24 protein-coding genes are annotated in these 24408 nt (G+C 70.7%); 7 read left to right on the top strand and 17 right to left on the bottom strand.

The features are described 5' to 3' along the window. Window positions 1–96: 96 nt before the first annotated feature. The 12 genes from OHT57_RS41075 to OHT57_RS41025 all read right to left on the bottom strand — a co-directional run bounded on the left by OHT57_RS41075 (window position 97) and on the right by OHT57_RS41025 (window position 12036). Window positions 97–1233 (bottom strand): polyprenyl synthetase family protein, encoded by a 1137-nt coding sequence (locus OHT57_RS41075; RefSeq protein ID WP_328753473.1) that lies wholly within the window; start codon window positions 1231–1233, stop codon window positions 97–99. Next, entirely contained in the window at window positions 1233–2627 is a 1395-nt protein-coding gene (hpnE, locus tag OHT57_RS41070) for a hydroxysqualene dehydroxylase HpnE (RefSeq protein ID WP_328751982.1), read from the bottom strand. The genes OHT57_RS41075 and hpnE overlap by 1 nt, the downstream gene beginning before the upstream one ends. Beyond that, on the bottom strand, window positions 2624–2773 hold the full coding sequence (locus tag OHT57_RS47555; protein ID WP_443053544.1) for a DUF6380 family protein: 150 nt from the start codon (window positions 2771–2773) through the stop codon (window positions 2624–2626). The genes hpnE and OHT57_RS47555 overlap by 4 nt, the downstream gene beginning before the upstream one ends. After that, complete coding sequence (hpnD, locus tag OHT57_RS41065) at window positions 2773–3723, bottom strand: presqualene diphosphate synthase HpnD (protein ID WP_328751980.1); 951 nt, start codon at window positions 3721–3723, stop codon at window positions 2773–2775. Before hpnD ends, OHT57_RS47555 begins: the two co-directional genes overlap by 1 nt. Further along, window positions 3720–4622, bottom strand: coding sequence for a squalene synthase HpnC (hpnC, locus tag OHT57_RS41060; protein WP_328751978.1), 903 nt, complete (start codon window positions 4620–4622; stop codon window positions 3720–3722). The genes hpnD and hpnC overlap by 4 nt, the downstream gene beginning before the upstream one ends. Before the next feature lie 385 nt (window positions 4623–5007). Continuing rightward, window positions 5008–5787: an ABC transporter ATP-binding protein gene (locus OHT57_RS41055; protein WP_328751976.1), complete on the bottom strand. Its 780-nt coding sequence runs from the start codon at window positions 5785–5787 to the stop codon at window positions 5008–5010. Next, window positions 5780–6709 carry an ABC transporter permease gene (locus tag OHT57_RS41050; protein ID WP_328751974.1) on the bottom strand — a complete coding sequence of 310 codons (930 nt, stop codon included), beginning with the start codon at window positions 6707–6709 and terminating at the stop codon, window positions 5780–5782. Before OHT57_RS41050 ends, OHT57_RS41055 begins: the two co-directional genes overlap by 8 nt. A gap of 97 nt (window positions 6710–6806) precedes the next feature. Then, window positions 6807–7679, bottom strand: a complete 873-nt coding sequence (locus OHT57_RS41045) for a glycosyltransferase family 2 protein (protein WP_443053646.1) — start codon at window positions 7677–7679, stop codon at window positions 6807–6809. A gap of 8 nt (window positions 7680–7687) precedes the next feature. Then, a complete protein-coding gene (locus OHT57_RS41040; protein ID WP_328751970.1) occupies window positions 7688–8467 on the bottom strand; it encodes a CDP-alcohol phosphatidyltransferase family protein in 780 nt (259 codons plus the stop codon). Next, the gene (locus OHT57_RS41035) at window positions 8445–9506 is read right to left on the bottom strand and encodes an iron-containing alcohol dehydrogenase family protein (protein WP_328751968.1); all 1062 of its coding nucleotides are present in this window, start codon (window positions 9504–9506) and stop codon (window positions 8445–8447) included. Before OHT57_RS41035 ends, OHT57_RS41040 begins: the two co-directional genes overlap by 23 nt. Next, window positions 9494–10246, bottom strand: coding sequence for a phosphocholine cytidylyltransferase family protein (locus OHT57_RS41030; protein WP_328751966.1), 753 nt, complete (start codon window positions 10244–10246; stop codon window positions 9494–9496). Before OHT57_RS41030 ends, OHT57_RS41035 begins: the two co-directional genes overlap by 13 nt. After that, the gene (locus OHT57_RS41025) at window positions 10243–12036 is read right to left on the bottom strand and encodes a DUF5941 domain-containing protein (protein ID WP_328751964.1); all 1794 of its coding nucleotides are present in this window, start codon (window positions 12034–12036) and stop codon (window positions 10243–10245) included. Before OHT57_RS41025 ends, OHT57_RS41030 begins: the two co-directional genes overlap by 4 nt. Before the next feature lie 278 nt (window positions 12037–12314). Between OHT57_RS41025 and galE the strand changes: the two genes are divergently transcribed. The 3 genes from galE (at window position 12315) to idi (ending at window position 15143) form a co-directional block, all read left to right on the top strand. Next, entirely contained in the window at window positions 12315–13283 is a 969-nt protein-coding gene (gene galE, locus OHT57_RS41020; protein WP_328751962.1) for a UDP-glucose 4-epimerase GalE, read from the top strand. A 143-nt stretch (window positions 13284–13426) separates the two neighbouring features. Further along, window positions 13427–14362 carry a cation diffusion facilitator family transporter gene (locus OHT57_RS41015; protein ID WP_328751960.1) on the top strand — a complete coding sequence of 312 codons (936 nt, stop codon included), beginning with the start codon at window positions 13427–13429 and terminating at the stop codon, window positions 14360–14362. A gap of 187 nt (window positions 14363–14549) precedes the next feature. Then, window positions 14550–15143 carry an isopentenyl-diphosphate Delta-isomerase gene (gene idi, locus OHT57_RS41010; protein ID WP_328751958.1) on the top strand — a complete coding sequence of 198 codons (594 nt, stop codon included), beginning with the start codon at window positions 14550–14552 and terminating at the stop codon, window positions 15141–15143. Window positions 15144–15149: 6 nt separating this feature from the next. Here idi and OHT57_RS41005 read toward each other — a convergent pair whose 3' ends face one another. Both OHT57_RS41005 and OHT57_RS41000 read right to left on the bottom strand, forming a co-directional pair. Further along, entirely contained in the window at window positions 15150–15767 is a 618-nt protein-coding gene (locus OHT57_RS41005) for an ATP-binding protein (RefSeq protein WP_443053645.1), read from the bottom strand. A gap of 174 nt (window positions 15768–15941) precedes the next feature. Next, entirely contained in the window at window positions 15942–16547 is a 606-nt protein-coding gene (locus tag OHT57_RS41000) for an HdeD family acid-resistance protein (RefSeq protein ID WP_328751955.1), read from the bottom strand. Window positions 16548–16616: 69 nt separating this feature from the next. Between OHT57_RS41000 and OHT57_RS40995 the strand changes: the two genes are divergently transcribed. Further along, window positions 16617–17381 (top strand): enoyl-CoA hydratase/isomerase family protein, encoded by a 765-nt coding sequence (locus tag OHT57_RS40995; RefSeq protein ID WP_328751954.1) that lies wholly within the window; start codon window positions 16617–16619, stop codon window positions 17379–17381. Here OHT57_RS40995 and OHT57_RS40990 read toward each other — a convergent pair. Together OHT57_RS40990 and OHT57_RS40985 are read right to left on the bottom strand one after the other, a co-directional pair. Then, window positions 17353–18003 carry a DJ-1/PfpI family protein gene (locus OHT57_RS40990; RefSeq protein ID WP_328751952.1) on the bottom strand — a complete coding sequence of 217 codons (651 nt, stop codon included), beginning with the start codon at window positions 18001–18003 and terminating at the stop codon, window positions 17353–17355. The genes OHT57_RS40995 and OHT57_RS40990 overlap by 29 nt on opposite strands. A 10-nt stretch (window positions 18004–18013) precedes the next feature. Continuing rightward, window positions 18014–18973, bottom strand: coding sequence for a GlxA family transcriptional regulator (locus OHT57_RS40985; protein WP_328751950.1), 960 nt, complete (start codon window positions 18971–18973; stop codon window positions 18014–18016). Between the two features lie 113 nt (window positions 18974–19086). On the opposite strand from OHT57_RS40985, the gene OHT57_RS40980 reads away from it, so the two are divergent. From OHT57_RS40980 to OHT57_RS40970, 3 genes are all read left to right on the top strand, one after another. After that, window positions 19087–19956: an SCO6745 family protein gene (locus OHT57_RS40980; protein WP_328751948.1), complete on the top strand. Its 870-nt coding sequence runs from the start codon at window positions 19087–19089 to the stop codon at window positions 19954–19956. Between the two features lie 107 nt (window positions 19957–20063). Then, window positions 20064–20195 carry an LPFR motif small protein gene (locus tag OHT57_RS40975; RefSeq protein ID WP_328751946.1) on the top strand — a complete coding sequence of 44 codons (132 nt, stop codon included), beginning with the start codon at window positions 20064–20066 and terminating at the stop codon, window positions 20193–20195. A gap of 94 nt (window positions 20196–20289) precedes the next feature. Then, window positions 20290–22665 (top strand): Tex family protein, encoded by a 2376-nt coding sequence (locus OHT57_RS40970; RefSeq protein WP_328751944.1) that lies wholly within the window; start codon window positions 20290–20292, stop codon window positions 22663–22665. Between the two features lie 55 nt (window positions 22666–22720). Here OHT57_RS40970 and OHT57_RS40965 read toward each other — a convergent pair whose 3' ends face one another. Continuing rightward, the gene (locus OHT57_RS40965; RefSeq protein ID WP_328751942.1) at window positions 22721–24364 is read right to left on the bottom strand and encodes an ABC-F family ATP-binding cassette domain-containing protein; all 1644 of its coding nucleotides are present in this window, start codon (window positions 24362–24364) and stop codon (window positions 22721–22723) included. Window positions 24365–24408 lie beyond the last annotated feature (44 nt).

Here is a 24408-nt window from a genome sequence, read left to right as displayed (position 1 = left end):
TGTGGTGCTCTGCTGTGGGTCCGCCGTCGGCCGGTGCCTTTCCTTTCCTCGCAGCACCGGCCGGCGACTACGCGAGGGCTATTCGACCGATAGTGATCATCTCTTTCGTACGACGACGAAGTCGGCGAGCGCCGTGAACTGCGCCCGTACCCGGTCGGGCATGTCGATGGCGTCGAGGACCTCGATGGCGATGGTGTGCTGACGGCGTGCCTCTTCGGCGGTCCACTCGCGGCCGCCGGCCTCCTCGATGAGGGCGGCGCGGGCTGCGAACTCCGCCTCGGAGAAGTTCTCGAAGTCGCTGCTCTTGGCGTCGGCGGCGAGGATCTCGCCGAGCTGCTCGGAGGCGGGTCCGCCCGCCGCGAGCGCCGCCACCACGGGCAGGGACTTCTTGCGCTGGCGCAGGTCGCTCCAGGTCTGCTTGCCGGTGGCGACCGGGTCGCCCCAGATGCCGAGCAGGTCGTCGACGGCCTGGAAGGCGAGGCCGAGGTGGTAGCCGTACTTCTCCAGGATGTCGGCGGTGCGGTCGTCCGCGCCGCCCAGCACCGCGCCGATGGAGCTGGCGCAGGCGAGCAGGGCGCCGGTCTTGTTGCCCTCCATCTCCAGGCACTCCTCGACACTGACGCGGTCGCGGTGCTCGTAGGAGATGTCCTGCGCCTGGCCGTCGATGAGGGCGCGGGTGGCGGTGGTCAGGCGGCGGGTGGCACGACCGGCCTCGACGGTGCCGAGCTCAAGCAGGACCTCGTTGGCCAGCGCGAACAGGGCGTCGCCGACCAGGATGGCCTGGGCGGGACCATGCACCTTCCAGACGGTGTCGCGGTGGCGGCGCTGCTCGTCGCCGTCCATCAGGTCGTCGTGCAGGAGCGAGAAGTTGTGGACCAGCTCGACGGCGACCGCGCCGGGGATGCCGGTCTCGGGCGCGGCGCCGGTGACCTCCGCCGAGAGGACGGCCAGGGCGGGGCGCACGGCCTTGCCGCCGTCCCCGTCGGCCGGGTTGCCCGCCGCGTCGATCCAACCGAAGTGATAGGCGGAAACGGTGTCCATCGGGGACGCCAGACGGTCCACGGCCGCCTTCAGCACCGGGGTGGCCAGGGTCCGGCCGCGCTCGAGGAGCGCGGTCACGTCCACCGCGGTCCTCCGAGCGGCCGTCTCGGCCGGGGGCACAGTGGGCACAGTCTCTCCTCTTGTTCCGGTACCAGGGGTGCGGGGGCCTGACGCGCCGTGCTGATCGAGCATCATGCGACCTCCTCGAACTCGAAGAGGCGGGCGGGGCGGGGCCGGCCCAGGACGCTCAGCGCGGCGTCCGCCGCACTCACGCCACTGCGGACCGCACTTTCCATGGTCGCGGGCCACCCTGTGGCGGTCCACGCGCCGGCCAGGTAGAGGCCGGGGGCTTTCGTACGGGCGCCGGGCCGCAGCCGTCCGACGCCGGGGGCCGGAGCGAACGTCGCCGTGCGCTCCCGGGTCACGAAGAAGTCCTGCACCTGCGCGCCGCGCGCGAGGGGCAGCAGCCGCTCCAGCTCGGGCAGATAGCGCTCGCGCAGCTCCGCCACGGGTTTGTCGATGTCGTCGTGCGCGGCCGACTGGGACAGGGCGAGGTACTGGCCCTCGCGCAGTCCGGAGGCGTCGGTGCGGTCGAAGACCCACTGCACCGGGGTGCCCAGGGCCGCGAAGAACGGCTTGTCGAGGACCTTGCGGTCGTAGACGACATGGATGTTGAGAATCGGGGCGGTGCCGATCTCCCGGAGATTTTCCGGGGAGTCGAGCGCGCCCTCCGGCAGCAGGTCAGCGGCCTCGTTCGGGGCGACGGCGAGGACCACGGCGTCGGCGCGGAGCGTCTGTCCGGGAACCTGAACGCTCCAACTGCCGTTCTCGTCAGTAGAGATGGAGGTGACGCGTGTACGGACCTCGGTACGCACGCCCGCGGAGTCGAGCGCCTTGCGAGCGAGCCGGTCGTGCAGTTCACCCAGCGGGACATGCGCCCAGCCGATGTCGGCCGCGCCCGGGTCGGACAGCAGACCGGTCTTGAACACCATCGCGGCGAGCCCCAGCGAGGCGTCGCCCGCGACCGCGTTGAGGGTGGCGACCCCGACCAGGTCCCACAGGGCCTCGACGGCACGCGCCGACTGACCGTGCGCGGTCAGCCAGCTGCCGAAGTCCTGTGCGTCCAGGCTCGGATCGGCGAGGTCGAGCCCCTTGAGAGCGAGCGCGGCACGCCCCACCCTGGCCCGCTCGGCGAGCGAGAGATGCGGATAGGTCGCGAGGCTGCGCCCCAGATGCAGGGGCACCGGCAGCGCGTCGCGCCGTAGTCTGCCGAGCCGTCGGCCCTCGGGCCGGGCCACGTCGAGTACGGGTACGTCGAGACGATTCTGCAGCGGCGCCAGCGCCGTCCCCTCGATGCGATCGAGGAACCAGCGGTAGGCGGTGCAGCAACGCAGATAGACGTGCTGTCCGTTGTCGACGGTCAGTTCTCCGCGCTGGAAGGAGAAGGCGAGGCCGCCCAGGCGTGGCCTGCCTTCGAGCAGGGTGACGCGCACTCCGGCATCGGCGAGCGCGAGCGCGGCGGTGATGCCGGCGAGCCCGCCCCCGATCACGACGGCGTACCGCGCGGACTGATGCCCGTCGGTCATCGCACACCCTCCCCTGCGCGGCCGCCGCGGTGTTCGAGATGTACGCGGCCGACCGTTGCAGTCAGGGACGCCGTCCCGGAGCGGAGGGTTGCGTGCCACTTTTCTCCGGTGGCATCACCTTGGACCGAATTGTCCACACTGCCCATCAGGCACGCCTCCTGACGGTCCGCCGGGTCACATGCCGTGCGTCCAGCCCGGACAGGCCGCGGACGGCGACATACGCCTTCTCACGCCCGGGCAGCGCGACGCGGCCGCGCAGCACCGCCTCGGGGTCGCGCTCGATGCGGTCGAGCAGCCGGCGGTAGATGCCGGCCATGGCGGCGACACAGGCACCGCTGCGCCGGTCGAGCATGGGGAGCAGCCGGTAGCCCTCGGCGAAAAGAGCGCGGGCCCGTCGCACTTCGAAGTGCACGAGGCCCGCGAAGTCGGCGCCCTCGGGTGGTTGTGACCCCTTGAAGCCGGCCGAGCAGCCGAACTTCGCGAGGTCGTCGGCGGGCAGGTAGATGCGCCCGCCCTCGGCGTCCTCACGGACGTCCCGGAGGATGTTGGTCAACTGGAGCGCGAGCCCGAGCGTGTCGGCGTACTCCGGCGCGCGTTCGGCAGCGCGCGCCCCGGGTTCCGGGCCGAACACGCCGAGCGAGAGCCGCCCGATGGCGCCCGCCACACAGCGGCAGTACACCTTCAGGTCGTCCCAGGTCTCGTAGGTCTCGCCGCGTACGTCCATGAGGACGCCGTCGATCAGTTCGTCCAGGCCGCCGAGCGGGATCGGGAAGGTCTCGGCGGCGTGGGCGAGGGCGACGGCCACCGGATCGGTGTCGTCCTCGTCGACCGAGCCGTCGCGCACCCGGGCCAGCATCGCCCGGGTGTCCTCGAGTCTCGCGGTCTTGACCTCGTCCGCCAGCGCACCGTCGCCGATGTCGTCGACGCGCCGTGAGAACGCGTAGAGCGCGGACATCGCGCGCCGCTTGGATGTCGGCAGCAGCCTGATGCCGTACGCGAAGTTCCGGGCCTGCTGCCCGGTGACTGCCTCGCAGTAGCTGTAGGCGGCGAGTACCGGTGCGGACGCGGGTGGTGATGACTCCACGGTCCGGATCACCCCTTTCCTCGCAGAGTGACGCCCACTTCGCGCAGCAGCTGGATCCTGCCGGGCTTGGGCGGGCCGGGAAGTACGTCGTATTCGGCGGCGGCGATCGCGCGGATCGCCGCCCTTCCCCCCGCCACGAACCCTGCGAGCAGCAGCTTCAACCTGCCGTGGACGCTACCCACCAGAGGGGCGCCTTCATTCAGGAGTTCGCGAGCGCGTTGTGCTTCGTATGCAACCAGTGCGCGCACCGATGCGCCCGCGGTTTTCGTGGCGAGATCCGCCTCCTGGACGTGAAAGCGTTTCATGTCCTCGGCGGGCAGATAGATCCGGTCGCGGCCGAGGTCCTCGGCGACGTCCTGGAGGTGTTCGACGATCTGGAGGGCGGTGCAGATCGCGTCGGAGAGCCGGATCCGCTCGGGGGTCGAGGTGCCGGTGACGGCGAGCACGAGACGGCCGACGGGATTGGCGGACAGCTCGCAGTAGGCGAGCAGGTCGTCGTAGGTCTCGTAGCGCGTGACCAACTGGTCCTGACGGTTGGCGGCGATCAGGCCGAGGAAAGGCTCAGGAGTGAGGGCGCGACGGCGGACGGTCGGCCGGAGGCGGCGCAGCAGGGGGTGGCGGGGCTCTCCGGAGAAGACCCGGTTCAGGTCGGCCTCGAAGGCGTCGAGGAGGATCAGCCGGTCCTCGGCCTCCTCGGGCGACACGCCGAGCAGCTCCGCGTCGGCACCGCCGGGGGCCAGGTCGCCGTCGCCGATGTCGTCGACAAGGCGGGCGAACCCGTAGACGGCCATGAGGTCGGTGCGCCAGTCCTTGGGCAGGAAGAACGGAGCCACGGGGAAGTTCTCCCCCGCGGCCTTGTCGAGCGTGCCACGCTCCGGATCACCGGCGCGGGCCGTACCAGTTTCCGTCACCGCTCACTTCCCGGGATGGGGACGGCATGAGCCGGGTGGAGCTGGGGATCTTCGGTCGCCATTGCCGTCACATCTCCCGTTCTACACCGCCGACCCAAGACGCACTATTTCGGACACGCCGCCCGGCCGTCCGTGCGGCGTCAGGGTAGCGGGTGTCGCGCGTTATCGCCCCACTTGACGCGATTGAGCACCGGTACAGCTTACGTTGTACAACGCGTTAAGGATCGTCGGGGTGTCCTGCACATCACAACAACACACCGATTGGCCCCAAGATTCCTAAGGGGGGCCGAAGTTGACGTTTCCTTTGCAGACGCAGGGCCCCGCCGGAGCAGTTCCGGCGAGGCCCTGGGAAGCGGAGCGGTCTCTTTCGTCCGGGCGGGGTGGACTACTTGCCCGTGAACTTCTCGTACTCCTGGATGACCTCGTCGGTCGGGCCGTCCATGCGCAGTTCGCCGCGCTCCAGCCACAGCACCCGGTCGCAGGTGTCACGGATCGACTTGTTGTTGTGACTGACGAGAAACACCGTGCCCGCGTGCTTGCGCAGTTCGCGGATGCGCTCCTCCGAACGCCTCTGGAAGGAGCGGTCGCCGGTGGCCAGGGCCTCGTCGATCATGAGGACGTCGTGGTCCTTGGCGGCGGCGATGGAGAAGCGCAGCCGGGCCGCCATGCCGGAGGAGTACGTCCGCATCGGAAGGGTGATGAAGTCGCCCTTCTCGTTGATCCCGGAGAAGTCGACGATCTCCTGGTAGCGCTCCTTGACCTGCTCCCGGGACATGCCCATGGCGAGGCCGCCCAGGATGACGTTCCGCTCGCCGGTGAGGTCGTTCATCAGCGCCGCGTTCACGCCGAGGAGGGAAGGCTGACCGTGGGTGTAGACACAGCCGCTCTCGGCGGGCAGAAGGCCCGCGATCGCGCGCAGCAGCGTCGACTTGCCGGAACCGTTGGAACCGATCAGGCCGATCGCCTCGCCCTTGTAGGCGACGAAGGAGACACCCCGGACGGCGTGCACCTTGCGCACACCGCGCTCCTCGCCGCGCTTGAGGATGCGGCTCAGGGCGGAGGTGGCACTGCCCTTGCCGGTCTTGGCGCCGTTGACGCGGTAGACGATGTGCAGTTCGTCCGCGATGACCGTGGGGACCTGCTCGTCGGTGATCTGCTCAGCCACGGCCGTACCTCTCCTCAGCCTTCCAGAAGTACACGAAGCCACCGAGCGCGAAGAGCGCCGCCCAGCCGACCGCGGCCGCCCAGACGTGGTCGGGCAGGTTCTCGGCGCCGTACTCGTCGATGAGCGCGAAGCGCATCAGGTCCATGTAGAGGGCCGCCGGGTTCCACTGGAGAACCGTGGCGACCCACTGCGGCTTGTCGGCCAGCATGATCGGGATCGAGAACATCACGCCGGAGGCGTACATCCAGGTACGCATCACGAACGGCATGAGCTGTGCCAGGTCGGGCGTCTTGGCACCCGCGCGGGCCATGATCAGCGCCAGGCCGGTGTTGAAGAGGAACTGCAGGGCCAGCACCGGGACGATGAGCGCCCAGGACAGGTCGGGGTAGTGGCCGAAGCCGATGGCCACGGCGAACAGCACGACCATCGAGAACAGCAGCTGCTGGAGCTGCTGGAGCGCGAAGGAGATCGGCAGCGAGGCGCGCGGGAAGTGCAGCGCGCGGACGAGGCCGAGGTTGCCGGAGATGGCGCGCACGCCCGCCATGACCGAGCTCTGCGTGAAGGTGAACACGAAGACACCCGTCACGAGGAACGGGATGTACACGTCCTTCGACATGCCCCGGCTGGCGTTCAGGATGACGCCGAAGATGAAGAAGTACACGGCGGCGTTCAGCAGCGGGGTCGCCACCTGCCACAGCTGGCCGAGCTTGGCCTGGCTGTACTGGGCGGTCAGCTTCGCCCGCGAGAACGCGAGGATGAAGTGACGCCGGGCCCAGAGCTGGCGTACGTATGCGACGAGCGAGGGCCGGGCGCCGCTCACGGACAGTCCGTGCCGCTCGGCGAGCTGCGCGGCCGTCGGGCCCTGGGCGGGCGACGCGGACACGCTGGTCGCGACCTTGCCGTCGTGCGTTGTCTCACTCAATGGTGGGTGTCTTTCGTCTTCGAGATGCGCGGCCTGTGCAGGCAGGGCACGGGTGTGGGGCCGCGGTGCGGCCCGGGTGCTCTCAGGGACGAGCTTGTCAGATCACAGGAGGCCGGCCCAGTCGGGTGAGCCGCCACACCGTACGCCACTTCATGGGCCGGCGCGGGCCGCACGGTGTGCTCCAGCCTTCCCGGAACCCTCCGAACCAGGCCTTGAGGGCCGGCCGGGAGGGGCGGCGCACAAGCGTGAGCAGCAGCCAGACGCCGAGGTAGACCGGGACGAGCGGCGCGGGGAGGTTGCGGCGGGCGAGCCAGACGCGGTTGCGGGCGACCATGCGGTGATAGACCGCGTGCCGCGAGGGCGCGGTCGTGGGGTGGTACAGCACCATGTCGGACCGGTAGTCGATCATCCAGCCCGCGTCGAGAGCCCGCCATGCCAGGTCGGTTTCCTCGTGGGCGTAGAAGAACTCGTCCGGGAGGCCGCCCACTTCGGCGAAGACCTGCGTGCGTACGGCGTTGGCGCCGCCGAGGAAGGTGGTGACCCGGGAGGAGCGCATCGGGTCGGCGGCACGCAGCCTCGGGACGTGCCGACGCTGAGTGATGCCGGTCTCCGGGTCCGCGATGCGGAAGCTGACGATGCCGAGCTTCGGGTCCTCGGTGAACGTCCGGCGGCACAGCTCGGCGGTGTCGTGGGTGGCCAGGAGGCCGTCGTCGTCGAGGAAGAGCAGTATGTCGACGTCACGGCCGCTGGGACCGAAGGCCTCGATGCCGACGTTGCGGCCGCCGGGGATGCCGAGGTTCTCGGGCAGCTCGATCGTCCGGACACCGTCGGGGACGTCCGGGACGGGCGAGCCGTTGCCGACGACGACCACCTCGACCGGGTCGCCGTCCTGCTTGGCGACCGAGTCGATCAGGGCGCGCAGTTCCTCGGGGCGGTTGCCCATGGTGATGATCACCGCGCCGACCTTCATGCCGGTGCTCACTTCAGCCTGCTGGAGGCGAGGATGGAGACGAGGTGCAGAAGGGTCTGCAGGAGCGCGATGCCGGCCATCACGGCGACGCCGAGCCGGGAGAAGAAGAGGTCGTCGCGAACGTTGTCCACGATCGCCAGCACCAGGATCACCAGGGACGCCTCGATGCCGAGGATCAGCCGGTGGAACTTCAGCATGGCGGCGGCCTTGCGGGCCAGAGCCATGCCGGAGGAGCGCATCTCGGCGGCGGCCTCCTGCACGGGGGGCTTGCCGGTCTGGTGGCGGGCGACGCCGACGAGGTCGGTCTCGGCCTTGATGAGGATCGCGCCGAGGGCGGCCAGGGTGCCGAGGAAGGCCCACAGCCAGTCGATACGGCCGCTGCCGAACAGGTCGGCGGCGCGCAGTCCGAAGCCGACGAGCACGGCCGCGTCGGTCAGGTAGGCGCCGACCCGGTCGAGGTAGATGCCGTTCAGCGAGTACTGCTTCTTCCAGCGCGCGATCTCGCCGTCGACGCAGTCCAGCAGCAGGTACATCTGGACGCACACCACGCCGAGCACGGCGCCCGGGATCCCCGGTACCAGGAGCGCCGGGGCCGCGAGGACGCCGAAGACGGTCATCAGGTACGTGAGCTGGTTGGGCGTGACCCTGGTGTTCACCAGGTAGCGGTCCACCCGCAGGGACACCTCACGCATGTAGAGGCGTCCCATCCAGTGCTCACCGCTGCGCCGGTCCTTGACCCCTGCGGGGTGGACGACCGGACGGAGTTCAGCTACCGATGGCCTTGACATAGTCGGTGTAGATGTCCTTGATCTGGTCGGTCGTGAGGTCGAGGTGTTCGAGGATGGTGTAGCGGCCGGGGCGGGTCTCCGGAGCGAACTCCACGACACGGACGAACTCCGCGGGCGTGAAGCCGATCTCCTCCGGCAGCACCGGCAGTCCGTGCCGGCGCAGCACCTCGGCCATGTAGGCCGACTCCTCGTGGGCTCCGCGCAGGTACATCGCGAAGGCCGCGCCCAGCCCGCACTGTTCGCCGTGGGCGGCAGCGCGCTTGGGATAGAGCACGTCGAAGGCGTGGTTGATCTCGTGGCAGGCGCCGGAGGACGGGCGTGAGTCGCCCGACACCGACATGGCGATCCCGCTGAGCACGAGCGCCTCTGCGAGCACCTGGAGGAAGGCGTTGTCGCCGACCCCGCCGGGATGCCGTAGGACGGCCTCGCCCGCCTGTCGGGCCATGGCCGCGGCCAGACCGTCGATCTTCTCGCCCTTGACGCGGTTCGCGAGCTCCCAGTCCGCGATCGCGGAGATGTTGGAGATCGCGTCCCCGATGCCCGCCCGCACGAAGCGGACCGGTGCCTCGCGGATCACGTCGAGGTCGATGACGACCGCGATCGGGTTCGGCACGCCGTAGGAGCCGCGCCCCGCGTCGTTGTCGAGGGTGGCGACCGGCGAACACAGGCCGTCGTGCGCGAGGTTCGTCGGTACGGCGACCAGCGGCAGGCCGATGCGCGCAGCGGCGAACTTGGCACAGTCGATGATCTTGCCGCCGCCGAGACCCACGACCGCGTCGTAGTGACCGGCCTTCATGTCACCCGCCAGTTGGATCGCGTCGTCGAGTGTGCCGCCGCCGACCTCGTACCAGGTGGCGCCGGGCAGGCTCGGTTCGAGGCGCGCGCGCAGCCGGGCGCCGGAGCCGCCGCTGACGGCGACCGCGAGCCGGCCGGAGTGCGAGATGCGCTGGTCGGCGAGCACACCGGCCAGGTCGTCGAGGGCACCCGGGCGGATGTCCACGACGACCGGCGAGGGAATCAGCCGGGTCAGTACAGGCATGCGATCTCCCGCCCCTTGGCCAGATCCTCGTGGTTGTCGATCTCGACCCACTTGACGTCGCCGATCGGGGCCACGTCGATCCGGAAGCCGCGGTTCACGAGCTCCTGGTAGCCGTGCTCGTAGAACTGCTGCGGGTCGGTCTCCCACACCGTCTTGAGCGCGTCGGCCAGCTCGGCGGTGGCGTCGCCCTCGATGAGGGTGACCCCGATGTACTCACCGGTCGCCTCGGCCGGGTCCATCAGCTTGGTGATCTTCGTCATGCCCTTCTCGGCGTCGACGACGACCTTCATCTCCTCGTCGGCCAGCGACTTCACGGTGTCCAGGGCGAGGATGATCCGCCTGCCCTCACCGCGCGCGGCGAGCAGCGTCCGCTCGACGGAGACCGGGTGCACGGTGTCGCCGTTGGCGAGGATCACGCCGTCCTTGAGGGCGTCACGGCCGCACCACAGGGAGTAGGCGTTGTTCCACTCCTCGGCCTTGTCGTTGTCGATGAGGGTGAGCTTGAGGCCGTACTTCTCCTCGAGGGCCGCCTTGCGGTCGTACACGGCCTCCTTGCGGTAGCCGACGATGATCGCGACCTCGGTCAGCCCGATCTCCGCGAAGTTGGCGAGGGTGAGGTCGAGAACCGTCGGTTCGCCCTCTATGCCCGCGGGGCCCACCGGCACCAGAGCCTTGGGCAGGCTGTCGGTGTAGGGGCGCAGACGGCGTCCGGCGCCGGCCGCCAGCACAAGGCCGATCATGCGGGTTCTCCTTCATCGTGTACGGCGGGCGCCCCGGAGGACACCCAGAAGCGGATGCTCTCGACGAGCACCAGCAGGGCGACGGCCACGGCGAGGACCGTGAGCGCGACCGTGAACTGCGAAGCGGTGAGGAGGACGGCCAGGACGGTGACGAGCAGCGTCCGTCCTTCGTGCCCTCCGATGGCGCGCACCAGCCAGGCCGGGGGCGCTCCGGCGTTGCCGCGGATGCGGTACACCGTGTCGTAGTGATGGTAGGCGACCGCGGCCACCAGCCCGAAAGCCGCAGGAAGGGCTCCGTTCACGTCCGCTCGGGCCGCGAGGATCAGCACGGTGCCGTATTCGGCGGCGCGGAAGAGCGGGGGGACGAGCCAGTCGAGGGCGCCCTTGAGGGGGCGGTACAGGGCCTGACCGGCGGCGTCCGCGTAGACGACGGCACCCGCGACGGGCGCCCAGGTGACGCCGGAGAAGAGGGCGACGGCCAGGATCACCGTGCCGCCCAGCGCCGCCACGAGCGGGCCTCCGAGAGGGGCCCGCGAGACACGTGCCAGCAGTCCGGCCAGCGGTCCGTTGTCCGCCAGATCCGCCAGCGCCTGCGCCTGCGCCGCCCGGTCCGTGCGCTGTGCCTTGCGGGTCAGCGACCGCAGCACCCGGCCCGCCGTGGTGTACGTCGCCGCGAAGGCGCACCCGACGAGAAGGGCGTAGAAGGTGATCCGGGGCGTCGTGACCGCCGTGAGCACGGCGATCATCGCCCAGCGCTCTCCGATCGGCAGGACGATCATCCGCCGGACCCACACCGTCCAGCCGACGCTGTCGAGCTTGCCCGAAAGGGCGGCCGTGGGGCTGGTGTTGGCGGTGGCGTCGTGGTTGGCCTCGTTGAAGGCGAAGTCGACGACGTGGCGGCAGGTCTGGAGGACCATCGCACCGAGGGCGAGGGCCCAGACGTCATCGCCGCCGCGGGCCGCTCCGAGGGCGAGGCCCGCGTAGTAGGCGTACTCCTTGGCCCGGTCGAAGGTGGCGTCGAGCCAGGCACCGAGCGTGGAGTACTGCAGGGCGTAGCGGGCGATCTGGCCGTCCACGCAGTCCAGCACGAAGGACGCGATGAGCAGGAGGCCGGCGGCGATGAAGCCGGGCCTGGTGCCGGTGGCGGCGCAGGTCGCCGCGACCAGCGCGGTGATCAGGGAGGCGGTGGTGACCTGGTTCGGGGTCAGACCGCGGCGGGCGCACCAGCGGGCGATGTAGCGGGAGTACGGGCTGATGAAGTGGGTGGTGAAGAAGCCGTCACGGGACTTCACGGCCGACTTCAGGCGTACGGCCTCGTCGTCGACGTCCGCGACGGCCTGCCGTGCCTCGTTGCGGGCCTGCGGGTCGGCGGGGACGGCGGCGACCAGGCTGCCGAGTTCGGGGCGGTACACGTCGGCGCCGTCGTCGGCCAGCGCGGTGACGACACGGTCGGGCACGCTGTTCACGGCCACCGCCGTGCCGCCGCCCGCGGAGTTCTCGCGGGCCAGCGCCCGGGTGAGGGGCACGCGGCCGTCGGGCTGCGCGGTGACGGCGCCGGGCAGTGCGGCGAGCGGGAAGCGGGGGTCGGTGAGGCCCAGGCGCAGGGAGTGCACGTGGCCGACGAAGCGGGCGTCGACGAGGCTGACGCGCTGGTCGCAGGGCGCCTCGGCGACCATGCGCTCGGCGTCGGCGGCGTCCACGGCGACCTTCACGTCGAAGCCGAGGGACCGCAGATCACCCTCGATCGACGATCCGGGGACCGGCTGACCGGTGAGGATGGCGGTCGACAACCGAACTCACTCCCTGGGTGCCGACGCGCGGGCGCCGGTCATGTGCATGATGGGGGCGCCCCTTGGGAACACCAGGCGGGCGGCATGTCGGCAGAGGCTATCGGATGCCAAGAAGGCTGCGTTCACCGCCCGTTCACGGGCCGATCAACACCGTCTCCCCCGGCCTTTGCCGCGATCATCATCGGTGATCCGGGCCCCCGCCCACAAACCGTGCCCCGCAGAGCGGACATCCGGGACACCGTGAGGCGCCTCGGAGCGTCGGCATAGGGTGGGCGACCATGACGTGGCTGATCACCGGCGGTGCCGGGTACATAGGGGCGCATGTGGCGCGGGCCATGACGGGGGCCGGGGAGCGAGTGCTCGTCCTGGACGACCTGTCGGCGGGCGTGCCCGCCCGGCTCCCCGCAGACGTGCCGCTGGTCCGCGGCTCCTCGCTCGACGGCGGCCTGCTGAAGCGGGTGCTGGCCGAACACGCGGTGACGGGTGTGGTGCATCTCGCGGCGCGCAAGCAGGTAGCCGAGTCGGTGGCGCAGCCGGCCCGCTACTACCAGGAGAACGTCGGCGGTCTCGCGACCCTCCTGGAGGCCGTCGCGGAGGCGGGCGTCTCCCGCTTCCTCTTCTCCTCGTCGGCGGCCGTCTACGGCAACCCGGATGCGGAACTGATCACGGAGGAGACGCCGTGCGCGCCGGTGAACCCCTACGGCGAGACGAAGCTCGCCGGGGAGTGGCTGGTGCGGGCGGCCGGGCAGGCGCACGGAATCTCCACCGTCTGCCTGCGCTATTTCAACGTCGCCGGGGCCGCCGCGCCGGAACTCGCGGACACCGGGGTCTTCAACATCGTCCCGATGGTCTTCGACCGGCTCACCCGCGACCAGGCCCCGCGGATCTTCGGCGACGACTACCCGACGCCGGACGGCACCTGCATCCGTGACTACATCCATGTGTCCGACCTGGCCGAGGCCCACCTCGCGGCGGCCCGGCGGCTGTCCGAAGGCGACCTGAGCGGCGACCTGACGGTCAACATCGGTCGAGGGGAGGGCGTCTCCGTGCGCGAGATGGTCACGGTCATCGCGGACGTGACCGGAGACAGGCGCCCGCCCGTCGTCGAGCCGAGGCGTCCCGGGGACGCGCCCGTGTCGGTGGCCTCGGCGGTCCGGGCCGCCGAGGCGCTCGGCTGGAGCGCGCGGCGAGGGGTGCGCGAGATGATCGACTCCGCCTGGCGGGGCTGGCTGCTGCACCACAACTGAGGCTCCCCTGACCTGCGATTCGTTTCCCCAGGTCAGAGCACATGACAACGGTGTTCAGTGCCGCGTTGCCCGGTACCCCCCGCCCGTAGTTCACTGTGATCCCGGGCGGGCCGTTCCGGGTCGACGCGTAGGAGGCGGCTTCCATGGGGGCAGGGCACGATCACGGGCACTCACACGCCCCGGCCGGCGGTACGGCGACCGCGGCGTACGTCGGCAGGCTGCGGGTGGCGCTGTCGATCACGCTCACCGTCATGGTGGTGGAGATCGTCGGCGGGGTCGTCGCGGACTCCCTCGCCCTGGTCGCCGACGCCGCGCACATGGCGACGGACGCGCTGGGCCTCGGCATGGCACTCCTGGCGATCCACTTCGCGAACCGCCCGGCGACCGGCAACCGCACCTTCGGTTTCGCCCGCGCCGAGATCCTGGCGGCCCTGGCGAACTGTCTGCTGCTGCTCGGTGTCGGCGGCTACGTCCTGTACGAGGCGATCCAGCGGTTCATCACGCCGACCGCCACCGAGGGCGGACTGACCATCGTGTTCGGCGCGATCGGCCTGGTCGCGAACATGATCTCCCTGACCCTGCTGATGCGCGGCCAGAAGGAGAGCCTGAACGTGCGCGGGGCGTTCCTGGAGGTCGCGGCGGACGCGCTGGGCTCGGTCGCCGTACTGATCTCGGCGACGGTGATCCTGACCACGGGCTGGCAGGCCGCCGACCCGATCGCCTCACTGGTGATCGGCCTGATGATCGTGCCGCGCACCTTCAAGCTGCTGCGCGAGACCCTCGACGTCCTGCTGGAGGCGGCGCCCAGGGACGTGGACATGACCGAGGTACGGACCCACATCCTCGCCCTGGACGGCGTGGAGGACGTCCACGACCTGCACGCCTGGACGATCACCTCGGGCATGCCGGTGCTGTCCGCGCACGTGGTGGTGCGCTCCGACGTCCTGAGTGGGATCGGTCACGAGAAGATGCTGCACGAGCTCCAGGGCTGCCTCGGCGACCACTTCGACGTGGAGCACTGCACCTTCCAGCTGGAGCCCGTCGGGCACGCGGAGCACGAGGCGCGACTGTGCCACTGACACGCGTGTACGGCGCATGAAACGCCCGTTCTGACGGAATGCAGCGATCCGGCTCACCTTTGCGTCCTCCACCCCACAGCCCCGCCCCGGGCGGTTCCCCGGCCGCCGCGCCGGGCACGATCACTGGCCGGGGGTGCCCGATTCTTGCGGCACACTTGGGGCGCGAAAACCGATGTGAAGGATGGGTATGCCGACCACACCTGCCACCACGACGCACACTCCGTCGAACGGCACCGCGAACGCGATCCTGCTGGAACTGGTCGACGAGCACGGTGTGACGATCGGCACCGCGGAGAAGCTCGCCGCCCACCAGCCGCCGGGGCAGCTGCACCGCGCCTTCTCGGTGTTCCTCTTCGACGAGCGGGGCCGGTTGCTGCTCCAGCAGCGGGCGCTGGGCAAGTACCACTCCCCCGGTGTGTGGTCCAACACCTGCTGCGGCCACCCTTACCCGGGCGAGGCGCCCTTCGCGGCGGCGGCCCGGCGCACCCACGAGGAGCTGGGCGTCTCCCCCTCCCTGCTCGCCGAGGCGGGCACGGTCCGCTACAACCACCCGGACCCGGACTCGGGCCTGGTCGAACAGGAGTACAACCACCTGTTCGTCGGCCTGGTGCAGTCCCCGCTCGCTCCGGACCCGGAGGAGGTCGACACGACCGTCTTCGTGACCCCGGCCGAGCTGGCGGAGCGGCACGCGAAGGACATCTTCTCGTCGTGGTTCATGACGGTGCTGGACGCGGCCCGTCCCGCGGTCAGGGAGCTGACGGGCCCGTCCGCCGGCTGGTGAGCGCCCTCAGGACAGGCGCACGGTACTGAGCGGCAGGGCGGCCCAGATCACCTTTCCGCCACCGGCCGTGTGCTCGACGTCGCAGGCACCGCCCGCCTCACGGGTGACCTCGCGCACCAGCAGCAGGCCCCGGCCGCCGGTCTCGCTGTGCGCCGCTTCCAGGGCGGTCGGACGGTAGGGGTGGTTGTCCTCGACGGACACCCGCACCCACTCCGCGCCCACGGCCACCTCCACGGCGAGCATCGGCGAGAGCAGGGCCGCATGCCGGACGGCGTTGGTGACCAGCTCCGACACGATCAGCAGGAGCCCCTGTACGAGATCCTCCGAAGCAGGCACTCCCTGGCGGTACAGCAGGTCCCGTACGGCGTGTCGCGCCTGCGGGACCGACTCGTCGACAGCGGGAGCGGTGAACCGCCATACGCCCTCGTACTCGTACGGCGGCGGTGGTGGCGGCAGTGGCTGTGGCGGATCCGGTGTGCCGACGTCGAGAAGGGCCGGTCCCAGAGATGCCGCACCCAGAGGGTCAGGTCCGAGAAGGTCTTGTCCGAGAGGGTCCGGTTCTGGAGGTTCTTCTTCCGCGCCGCCTGGTGGGCGGGGGCCGTACCCGCGCCCGTGGTCGTCCATTCTCCGGTCGCCGTCCTCGCGCTCGATTGTCACCACACGTCGAGTGTTGGCAACGCAGCGTTCCGACCTACGGGACTGAACAGAAGTCAGCAGATATCGAGCACTTCCGACCGTTCCGGCATGACGCGATCACATGTGGGACCGCTTATGACCGGGTCGCACCAACTCTGTGAACTATTCGGGTTGGGTCGGTTTGGCGGCGGCCTCTTGTTGTCCGGCGACGATATCGACGATCTTGCGGCCGCCGAATCCGGTCGCCATGAGGCCGAGGCCGTCGAAGAGCAGTCCGAGCGAGAAGAAGCAGCCGATCACGTACTTGCTGTTGCTCGGCCAGGAGGCCAGCACCAGGACGCCGAGCAGCAGGCCGAAGGCGCCCTGCACCAGCGTCCAGCCGAACTGCGGTCCGCGCACCACCAGGCTGCCCGCCAGCCGGAACACCCCGCCGGTCAGGAAGAGCAGCGCGGCGAACATGGTCAGGGCCGCGGCCGCCGCCTCCGGGCGTCCGATGACGACGACGCCGGCCGCGATGTTCAGGGCTGCGACCACCACACCGAGCCAGAAGAAGTTGGAGCCCCGGGCCTGGATCGCGTGGAGCAGTCCGACCGTGCCGCCGATCAGCAGGAGCCAGCCGAACAGAAGCATCGAGGTGAGGGTGGCCAGCCCGGTGTAGATCAGCCCGACGAGTCCGGCGATCACCAGGATCACGCCGAGCGCCGCGAGCCGGCCGAAGTCGCGGCTCAGCTTTGCCGTCTCGTCGTTCTCCGGCTTGTTCGCTGCCATACAGGGCCTCCTCGCGCTGCGACCCCCTTCTTGATCGTACGGTCGGGGGATACGGCTAGCATCCGACGCATGGAGCTCCCGGAGCCGCAGCTGTTGCATACCGTCACCGACTCGGTCGCTACCGTCGTAGTCCACCATCCGGCCAAGCGCAATGCCATGACAGCGGCGATGTGGCGGGCGCTGCCGCCGCTCCTGGACACCCTGGCCGCCGATCCGGACGTACGGGCGCTGGTGCTGACGGGTGCGGGCGGGACGTTCTGCGCGGGCGCCGACATCTCCACGCTGCGTCAGACGCCCGCGGAGGCGCAGGGGCTCGCGGTGGCCGCCGAGGAGGCGCTGGCCGCGTTTCCGAAGCCGACACTCGCGGCGATCCGGGGGCACTGTGTGGGCGGCGGATCGCAGCTCGCGGCGGCCTGCGATCTGCGCTTCGCCGAGGAGGGCGCGCTGTTCGGGGTGACACCGGCGAAGCTCGGCATCGTGTATGCGGCATCCTCCACACGGCGGTTGGTGTCGCTGGTCGGTCCGGCGGCGGCCAAGTATCTGTTGTTCTCGGGTGAGTTGATCGACGCGGAGCGGGCGCTGCGTACAGGCCTGGTCGATGAGGTGCTGCCTGGAGACGAACTCGCCGAGCGGGTCGGGGAGTTCACCCGGATCCTGGTCTCCCGGTCACAACTGACGCAGGCCGCGGCGAAGGAGTTCGCGAACGGGCGCACCGACCGGGACGCCCACTGGGCCGGGCAGGCGCAGGGCAGCAGCGACACCGCGGAGGGCGTCGCCGCGTTCCTGGAGCGCCGTCAGCCGCGGTTCACGTGGTCGGTTCCTGGCCGAGGATGAACCGGCTCCTCGACCGGAGCAGCTCGACGACGTCCGCGGGCGCCTTCTGCGGGGCTCCGGCGTCGTAGGGCGGCTGGGGGTCGTACTCGATGCCGAGTTGTACGGCCTGCGCGACGAATTCGCCCGCGATCCGGCCGATCAGCGCGAGGCCCATGTCGATGCCGGAGGAAACGCCGGCCGCGGTGACGTACTTGCCGTCCGTCACGACCCGCTCCCCCGTCGGCTCGGTCCCGAACTTCCGCAGTTCGTCGAGCGCCAGCCAGTGCGAGGTGGCGCGGCGCCCTTGAAGGAGGCCCGCGGCGGCCAGCAGCAGGGAGCCGGTGCACACGGACGTCGTCCAGGTGCTGGTGGCGTCCGCGGCGCGGATCCAGTCGAGGAGGGCCTCGTTCTCCATCTGCGGGGTCTGCCCCGGGCCGCCCGGGACGACCACCACATCCGGGTTCGGCACCTCGGCCAGGGTCCTGTCGGCGATCAGCGCGAGGCGCCCGCTGTCGGTGCGGACGGGGCCGGTCTCCTCGGCGACGAAGACGACCTCGGAGTCGGGGAGACGACCGAGGGTCTCGTACGGTCCTACGGCGTCCAGAGCGGTGAACCGGTCGTAGAGAACGATGGCGATCTGCACGGGAGTCCTTTCAGTGGGCCGGGGTCGGGCGGAAGCGGCGGCGGTACTCGTACGGGGCCGTGCCGAGGGCTTTGACGAAGGCGCGGCGCATCCCCTCGGGGGTGCCGTAGCCGCTGGCGCGGGAGATCTCCTCGATGCCGTCGGAGGTGTCCTCCAGGAGGCGGCGGGCGTGCTCCAGCCGGACCCGGTCGACGTACCGGCCCGGCGTCATGCCGGTCTCGGCCTGGAAGGCGCGGGCGAAGTGCCGGGGCGAGAGACGGGCCCGGGCGGCGAGGGTCTCGACACTCAGGTCGCCGGCGGGGTGCTCGGTGATCCAGTGCTGGACCTCCCGCAGCGGCTCGCGCTGCGCGGTCTGGGCGGCGAGCTGGGCACTGAACTGGGCCTGGTTGCCAGGCCTGCGCAGGAAGACGACCAGGTGGCGGGCGATGGTGAGGGCGGTGTCCCGGCCCAGGTCCTCCTCGACCAGGGCGAGCGCGAGGTCGATGCCCGAGGTGACGCCGGCGGATGTCGACACCTGTCCGTCCCGGATGTAGATCGGTTCAGGGTCCACCTCGACGGCCGGATGGTCGCGGGCGAGCTTGTCGCTGTAAGCCCAATGCGTCGTGACGCGGCGCCCGTCCAGCAGCCCCGCCTCGGCGAGCCGGATGGCACCGGTGCACACCGAGACCAGCCGCTCCGCCCGGGGGCCGTGTTCGCGCAGCCAGTCGGTGAGGCGCGCGTCGGGGCGCCGGGTGCCCTGGCCGCCGGGGACCACGAGGGTGTGCGGGGCATCGGCCTGCGCGAGGGTTTCGTCCGGTACGAGGGTCAGGCCGCTGGAGGTGCGTACGGCGGCGCCGTCCAGCGAGGCCGTACGGATGCGGTAGGTGCCCGGGGTGTGCTGCTCGGCCCCGGCGAAGACCTCCAGCGGGCCGGTGACGTCGAGGCTCTGCATGCCGTCGAAGAGGACGAAGAGAACGGTTCGCGGGGCCATGCCCTCGATTCTTGGGGGTGCCGACGATGGCGGCAATGACGAGTTCCCCACCTTTTCTGCCATCGAGAGCTCCCCCGTAGAGGGGATACCAAGCGGTCGGTAACCTGCACGCCATGACTACTGCCGTCCTGGAACCGCGCGCCGGCCGCCGCTGTCACAACCCGCTGAACTCCCTGCACGCCGCGCACTACTTCTCCGCCGACCTGGCCGAAGAGCTGGCCGCGATCGGCGTCACCAGTCCCCGGGCCGTCAACTTCGCGGTGCGGTCGGCCGCGCTGGGGCCGGTCGGCGCGGGGGCGGTGGCGGCGGCGTTCTACAACTACAAGTACGAACTGGTGGCCGAGCATGTGCCCGCGGTGTGGCGGACCGCCGCACCGGAGCAGGTCCTAGCCGCACGTCTGCGTGTCGTCGACGCGACTCTGCGCCGACTGCTGGGGGACGAGGCCGTGGCGTCCGACGACATGGCCGAGGCCGCGCGGCTCGCGCTCCGCGCCACGGAGGCCTGTACGCGCGGCGGGCGCCCGCTGTACTCCGCGCATGCCGACCTGCCGGTTCCCGAGGAGCCGCACCTGGCGTTGTGGCATGCCGCGACGCTGCTGCGTGAGCACCGGGGCGACGGGCATCTGGCCGCCCTGATGTCCGCGGAGCTCGACGGTCTGGAGGCCCTGGTGACCCACACCGCGACGGGCCGGGGCATGACGCCGTCGTGGGTGTTCACCACGCGCGGCTGGACCCGGCAGGAGTGGGACGCGGCCGCCGGACGGCTCCGGGAGCGCGGGCTGCTGGACGCCGACGGTGAGCTGACGGAGCGTGGTGGCGCCCTGCGGGAGCGGACCGAGGCGGAGACGGACCGGCTGGACCGGGCCCCGTACGAGCATCTGGGCGCCGCGGGTGTACTGCGGCTGACGGAACTCGCGACGGGGTTCGCGCGGGCGGCGATGACCGCGGGGGCCTTCCCGGCGGACCTGATCGGCAAGCGCTGAACCGCGGCGATCCGTCGGCCGGAGTCTCGTGCCGAGGATTGCCCGACCGTCATGGAGGTACCCGTTCCGCTTCCGGTCGCAGTGGCCGGGAGACGAAAGGGGAGAACATGTTCCGCGCGATCGCAGACGTACTGCGCCAGATCGGTGGCGCCGTGGCCACCGTGGTGACGCTCCCGTTCCGGGCGGTGGCCCGGCTCTTCGGCGGTGCGTCCGACTCCACGAGGAGCCGCCGGGCCTGACGGCCACGGCCGGATGACCGCGCCCTGATCCCCGACTGTCGGTGCCGCCTGCCACAATTGCCGCGCAACCCCAGTGAGAAGGCGGTACGGGATCGTGACGACACCCGGGTCCAGCGGGTCCACCAACGTAGGGTCCATCGAAGGCAGGATCGCCGAGGAACTCGGCGTGCGGGAGCGGCAGGTGAAGGCTGCCGTGGAACTGCTCGACGGCGGTTCCACGGTTCCCTTCGTCGCCCGCTACCGCAAGGAAGCGACCGAGATGCTCGACGACGCGCAACTGCGCACGATCGAGGAGCGGCTGCGCTATCTGCGGGAGCTGGAGGAGCGCCGGTCGGCGATCCTCGACTCGGTGCGCGAGCAGGGCAAGCTCAGCGCGGAGCTGGAGGCGCAGATCCGGGGCGCGGAGACCAAGGCCCGCCTGGAGGACATCTACCTGCCGTTCAAGCCGAAGCGCCGGACGAAGGCCCAGATCGCGCGCGAGGCGGGTCTCGAACCGCTCGCCGAGGGCCTGCTGCGCGACGCGACAGTGGACCCCGTCGCGGCGGCTGCCGCGTTCGTCGACGCGGACAAGGGCGTCGCCGATCCGCAGGCCGCCCTCGACGGCGCGCGGGCGATCCTGACCGAGCGGTTCTCGGAGGACGCCGACCTGATCGGCGAGCTGCGCGAGCGCATGTGGGTGCGCGGACGCCTGGTCGCGAAGGTGCGGGACGGCAAGGAGGAGGCGGGCGCCAAGTTCGCCGACTACTTCGACTTCTCCCAGCCCTTCACCGAGATGCCCTCGCACCGGATCCTGGCGATGCTGCGCGGCGAGAAGGAGGACGTCCTCGACCTCGTCCTGGAGCCGGAGGAGGCCACGGAGGGGCCCTCGTCCTACGAGGGGATCGTCGCCGGGAGGTTCCGGATCGCCAACCACGGTCGCCCCGGTGACAAGTGGCTGACGGACACGGTCCGTTGGGCCTGGCGGACCCGGATCCTCGTCCACCTCGGCATCGACCTGCGGCTGCGGCTGCGGACGGCCGCCGAGGACGAGGCGGTCAACGTCTTCGCGGCGAATCTCCGCGACCTGCTGCTCGCCGCCCCGGCCGGCACCCGCGCGACGCTGGGCCTGGACCCCGGCTTCCGTACGGGTGTGAAGGTCGCCGTGGTCGACGCGACCGGCAAGGTGGTCGCCACCGACGTCATCCACCCGCACGTCCCGGCCAACAAGTGGGACGAGGCGATCGCCAAACTGGCCCGGCTGGCCAAGGAGCACGCCGTCGACCTGGTCTCTATCGGCAACGGCACGGCGTCCCGCGAGACCGACAAGCTCGCCGGTGAACTCATCACCAAGCACCCGGAGTTGAAGCTCACCAAGGTGATGGTGTCCGAGGCGGGCGCCTCCGTGTACTCGGCCTCCGCGTTCGCCTCGCAGGAACTGCCCGACATGGACGTGACACTGCGCGGCGCGGTCTCCATCGCTCGCCGCCTCCAGGACCCGCTGGCCGAGCTGGTGAAGATCGACCCGAAGTCGATCGGCGTCGGCCAGTACCAGCACGACCTGTCCGAGGTGAAGCTGTCGCGTTCACTGGACGCGGTGGTGGAGGACTGTGTGAACGGCGTGGGGGTGGACGTGAACACCGCGTCCGCTCCGCTGCTCTCCAGGGTCTCCGGGATCACCTCGGGGCTCGCCGAGAACATCGTGTCGCACCGCGACGCGAACGGTCCTTTCACCTCGCGCACCGAGCTGAAGAAGGTGGCCCGGCTGGGCCCCAAGGCGTACGAGCAGTGCGCCGGCTTCCTGCGGATCCGTGGCGGCAGTGACCCGCTGGACTCCTCCAGCGTGCACCCCGAGGCGTACCCGGTGGTGCGGCGCATGGTGAAGACCGTGGGGCAGGAGGTGGCGTCCCTCATCGGCAACAGCGGTGTGCTGCGCTCGCTCCGGCCGCAGGACTTCGTGGACGAGACGTTCGGTCTGCCCACGGTGAGCGACATCCTCAAGGAGCTGGAGAAGCCGGGGCGCGACCCCCGGCCGGCCTTCAAGACGGCCACCTTCAAGGAGGGTGTCGAGAAGATCTCCGACCTGTCCTCCGGGATGGTGCTGGAGGGGGTCGTGACGAACGTGGCGGCGTTCGGGGCGTTCATCGACATCGGCGTCCACCAGGACGGGCTGGCGCATGTGTCCGCGCTGTCGAAGACGTTCGTCAAGGATCCGCGGGACGTGGTGAAGCCCGGCGACATCGTCAAGGTCAAGGTGCTGGACGTCGACATTCCGCGCAAGCGGATCTCGTTGACCCTGCGGCTCGACGACGAAGCGCAGGCCTCCGGCGGTGAGCGGCGCCAGCAGCAGCGGGGCGGGCGGCCCCCTCAGCAGCAGCGGCAGCAGCCGCAACCGAGGCAACAGCAGCGGCAGGCGCCCGCTCCGGCCAACAACGCGATGGCCGATGCACTGCGCAAGGCCGGGTTGCTCAACCCGAAGAACAAGGGGCGATAGAGGCGCTGGGGAACTGCGGGCCGGTGGTAGCCGGTCGCGCGGTTCCCCGCGCGCCCTAAGGGGTCTCCGTCACCTTGCCGGCCGCGACCTCCAGGCGGCGGGTCACGCTCACCGCGTCCAGCATGCGGCGGTCGTGGGTGACCAGCAGGAGCGTGCCCTCGTAGGCGTTCAGAGCCGATTCGAGCTGCTCGATGGCCGGCAGGTCGAGGTGGTTGGTCGGCTCGTCGAGGACCAGGAGGTTGACGCCCCGGCCCTGGAGGAGGGCGAGGGCCGCCCTCGTACGCTCACCCGGGGACAAGGTCGCCGCCGGGCGCAGCACGTGGTCCGCCTTCAGGCCGAACTTGGCCAGCAGGGTGCGGACTTCGGCGGGCTCGGTGTCGGGGACGGCCGCGCCGAACGCGTCCATCAGTGCCTCCGAGCCGTGGAACAGCTTGCGGGCCTGGTCGACCTCACCGATCAGGACGCCGGAACCGAGGGAGGCAGCTCCCGCGGTCAGCGCCACCCGGCCCAGCAGGGCGCCCAGCAGGGTCGACTTGCCCGCGCCGTTCGCGCCCGTGACCGCGACCCGGTCCGCCCAGTCGATCTGCAGGGAGACCGGACCGAGCACGAAATCGCCCTGGCGTACCTCGGCGTCCCGCAGGGTCGCGACGACCGCCCCGGAGCGCGGGGCCGACGCGATCTCCATCCGCAGGTCCCACTCCTTGCGGGGTTCCTCGACGGTGTCGAGGCGTTCGATCATGCGCTGGGTCTGGCGGGCCTTGGCGGCCTGCTTCTCGCTGGCCTCGCTGCGGAACTTGCGGCCGATCTTGTCGTTGTCGTTGTTCGCCTTGCGCCGGGCGTTCTTGACGCCCTTGTCCATCCACGAGCGCTGCATCTGCGCCCGGTCCTGGAGTGCGGACCGTTTGTCGGCGTACTCCTCGAAGTCGTCGCGGGCGTGACGGCGGGCCACCGCCCGCTCCTCCAGGTAGGCCTCGTAACCGCCGCCGTAGAGGTTGATCTGCTGCTGGGCCAGGTCGAGTTCGAGGACCTTGGTGACGGTGCGGGTGAGGAACTCGCGGTCATGGCTGACGACCACGGTGCCGGTACGGAGGCCCTTCACGAACCGCTCAAGGCGCTCCAGGCCGTCCAGGTCCAGGTCGTTGGTCGGCTCGTCGAGGAGGAAGACGTCGTAGCGGGAGAGCAGAAGAGAGGCGAGGCCCGCCCTGGCCGCCTGGCCGCCCGACAGGGAGGTCATCGGCTGGTCCAGGTCCACCGCAAGACCCAGCGAGTCGGCGATCTCCTCGGCCCGTTCGTCGAGGTCGGCGCCGCCCAGGTCCAGCCAGCGCTCCAGGCTCGTGGCGTACGCGTCGTCCGCGCCCGGTGTCCCGTCGACCAGGCCCTGTGTCGCCTCGTCCATCGTGCGCTGGGCCTCGGCGACTCCGGTGCGGCGGGCGAGGAACGCGCGGACGGTCTCCCCGGGGCGCCGCTCCGGCTCCTGCGGAAGGTGGCCGACGGTCGCCGAGGGCGGAGAGAGCCTGAGCTCCCCCTCCTCCGGTGCCAGCAGCCCGGCGAGCATCCTGAGCAGGGTGGACTTGCCCGCGCCGTTGGCCCCGACCAGGCCGATCACGTCTCCGGGCGCGACGACGAGGTCGAGCCCGCTGAACAGGGAGCGGTCGCCGTGGCCGGCGGCGAGGTTCTTGGCGACAAGGGTGGCAGTCATCAGACCGTCGATCCTAACGGCCCAAGCGGATGCCCGGCGCTCCG

The sequence above is a fragment of the Streptomyces sp. NBC_00285 genome (assembly GCF_036174265.1).
Lineage (GTDB): Bacteria > Actinomycetota > Actinomycetes > Streptomycetales > Streptomycetaceae > Streptomyces.
The sequence above is the reverse complement of the archived record's forward strand: the minus strand, read 5'-3'. Positions and strand labels throughout refer to the sequence as shown.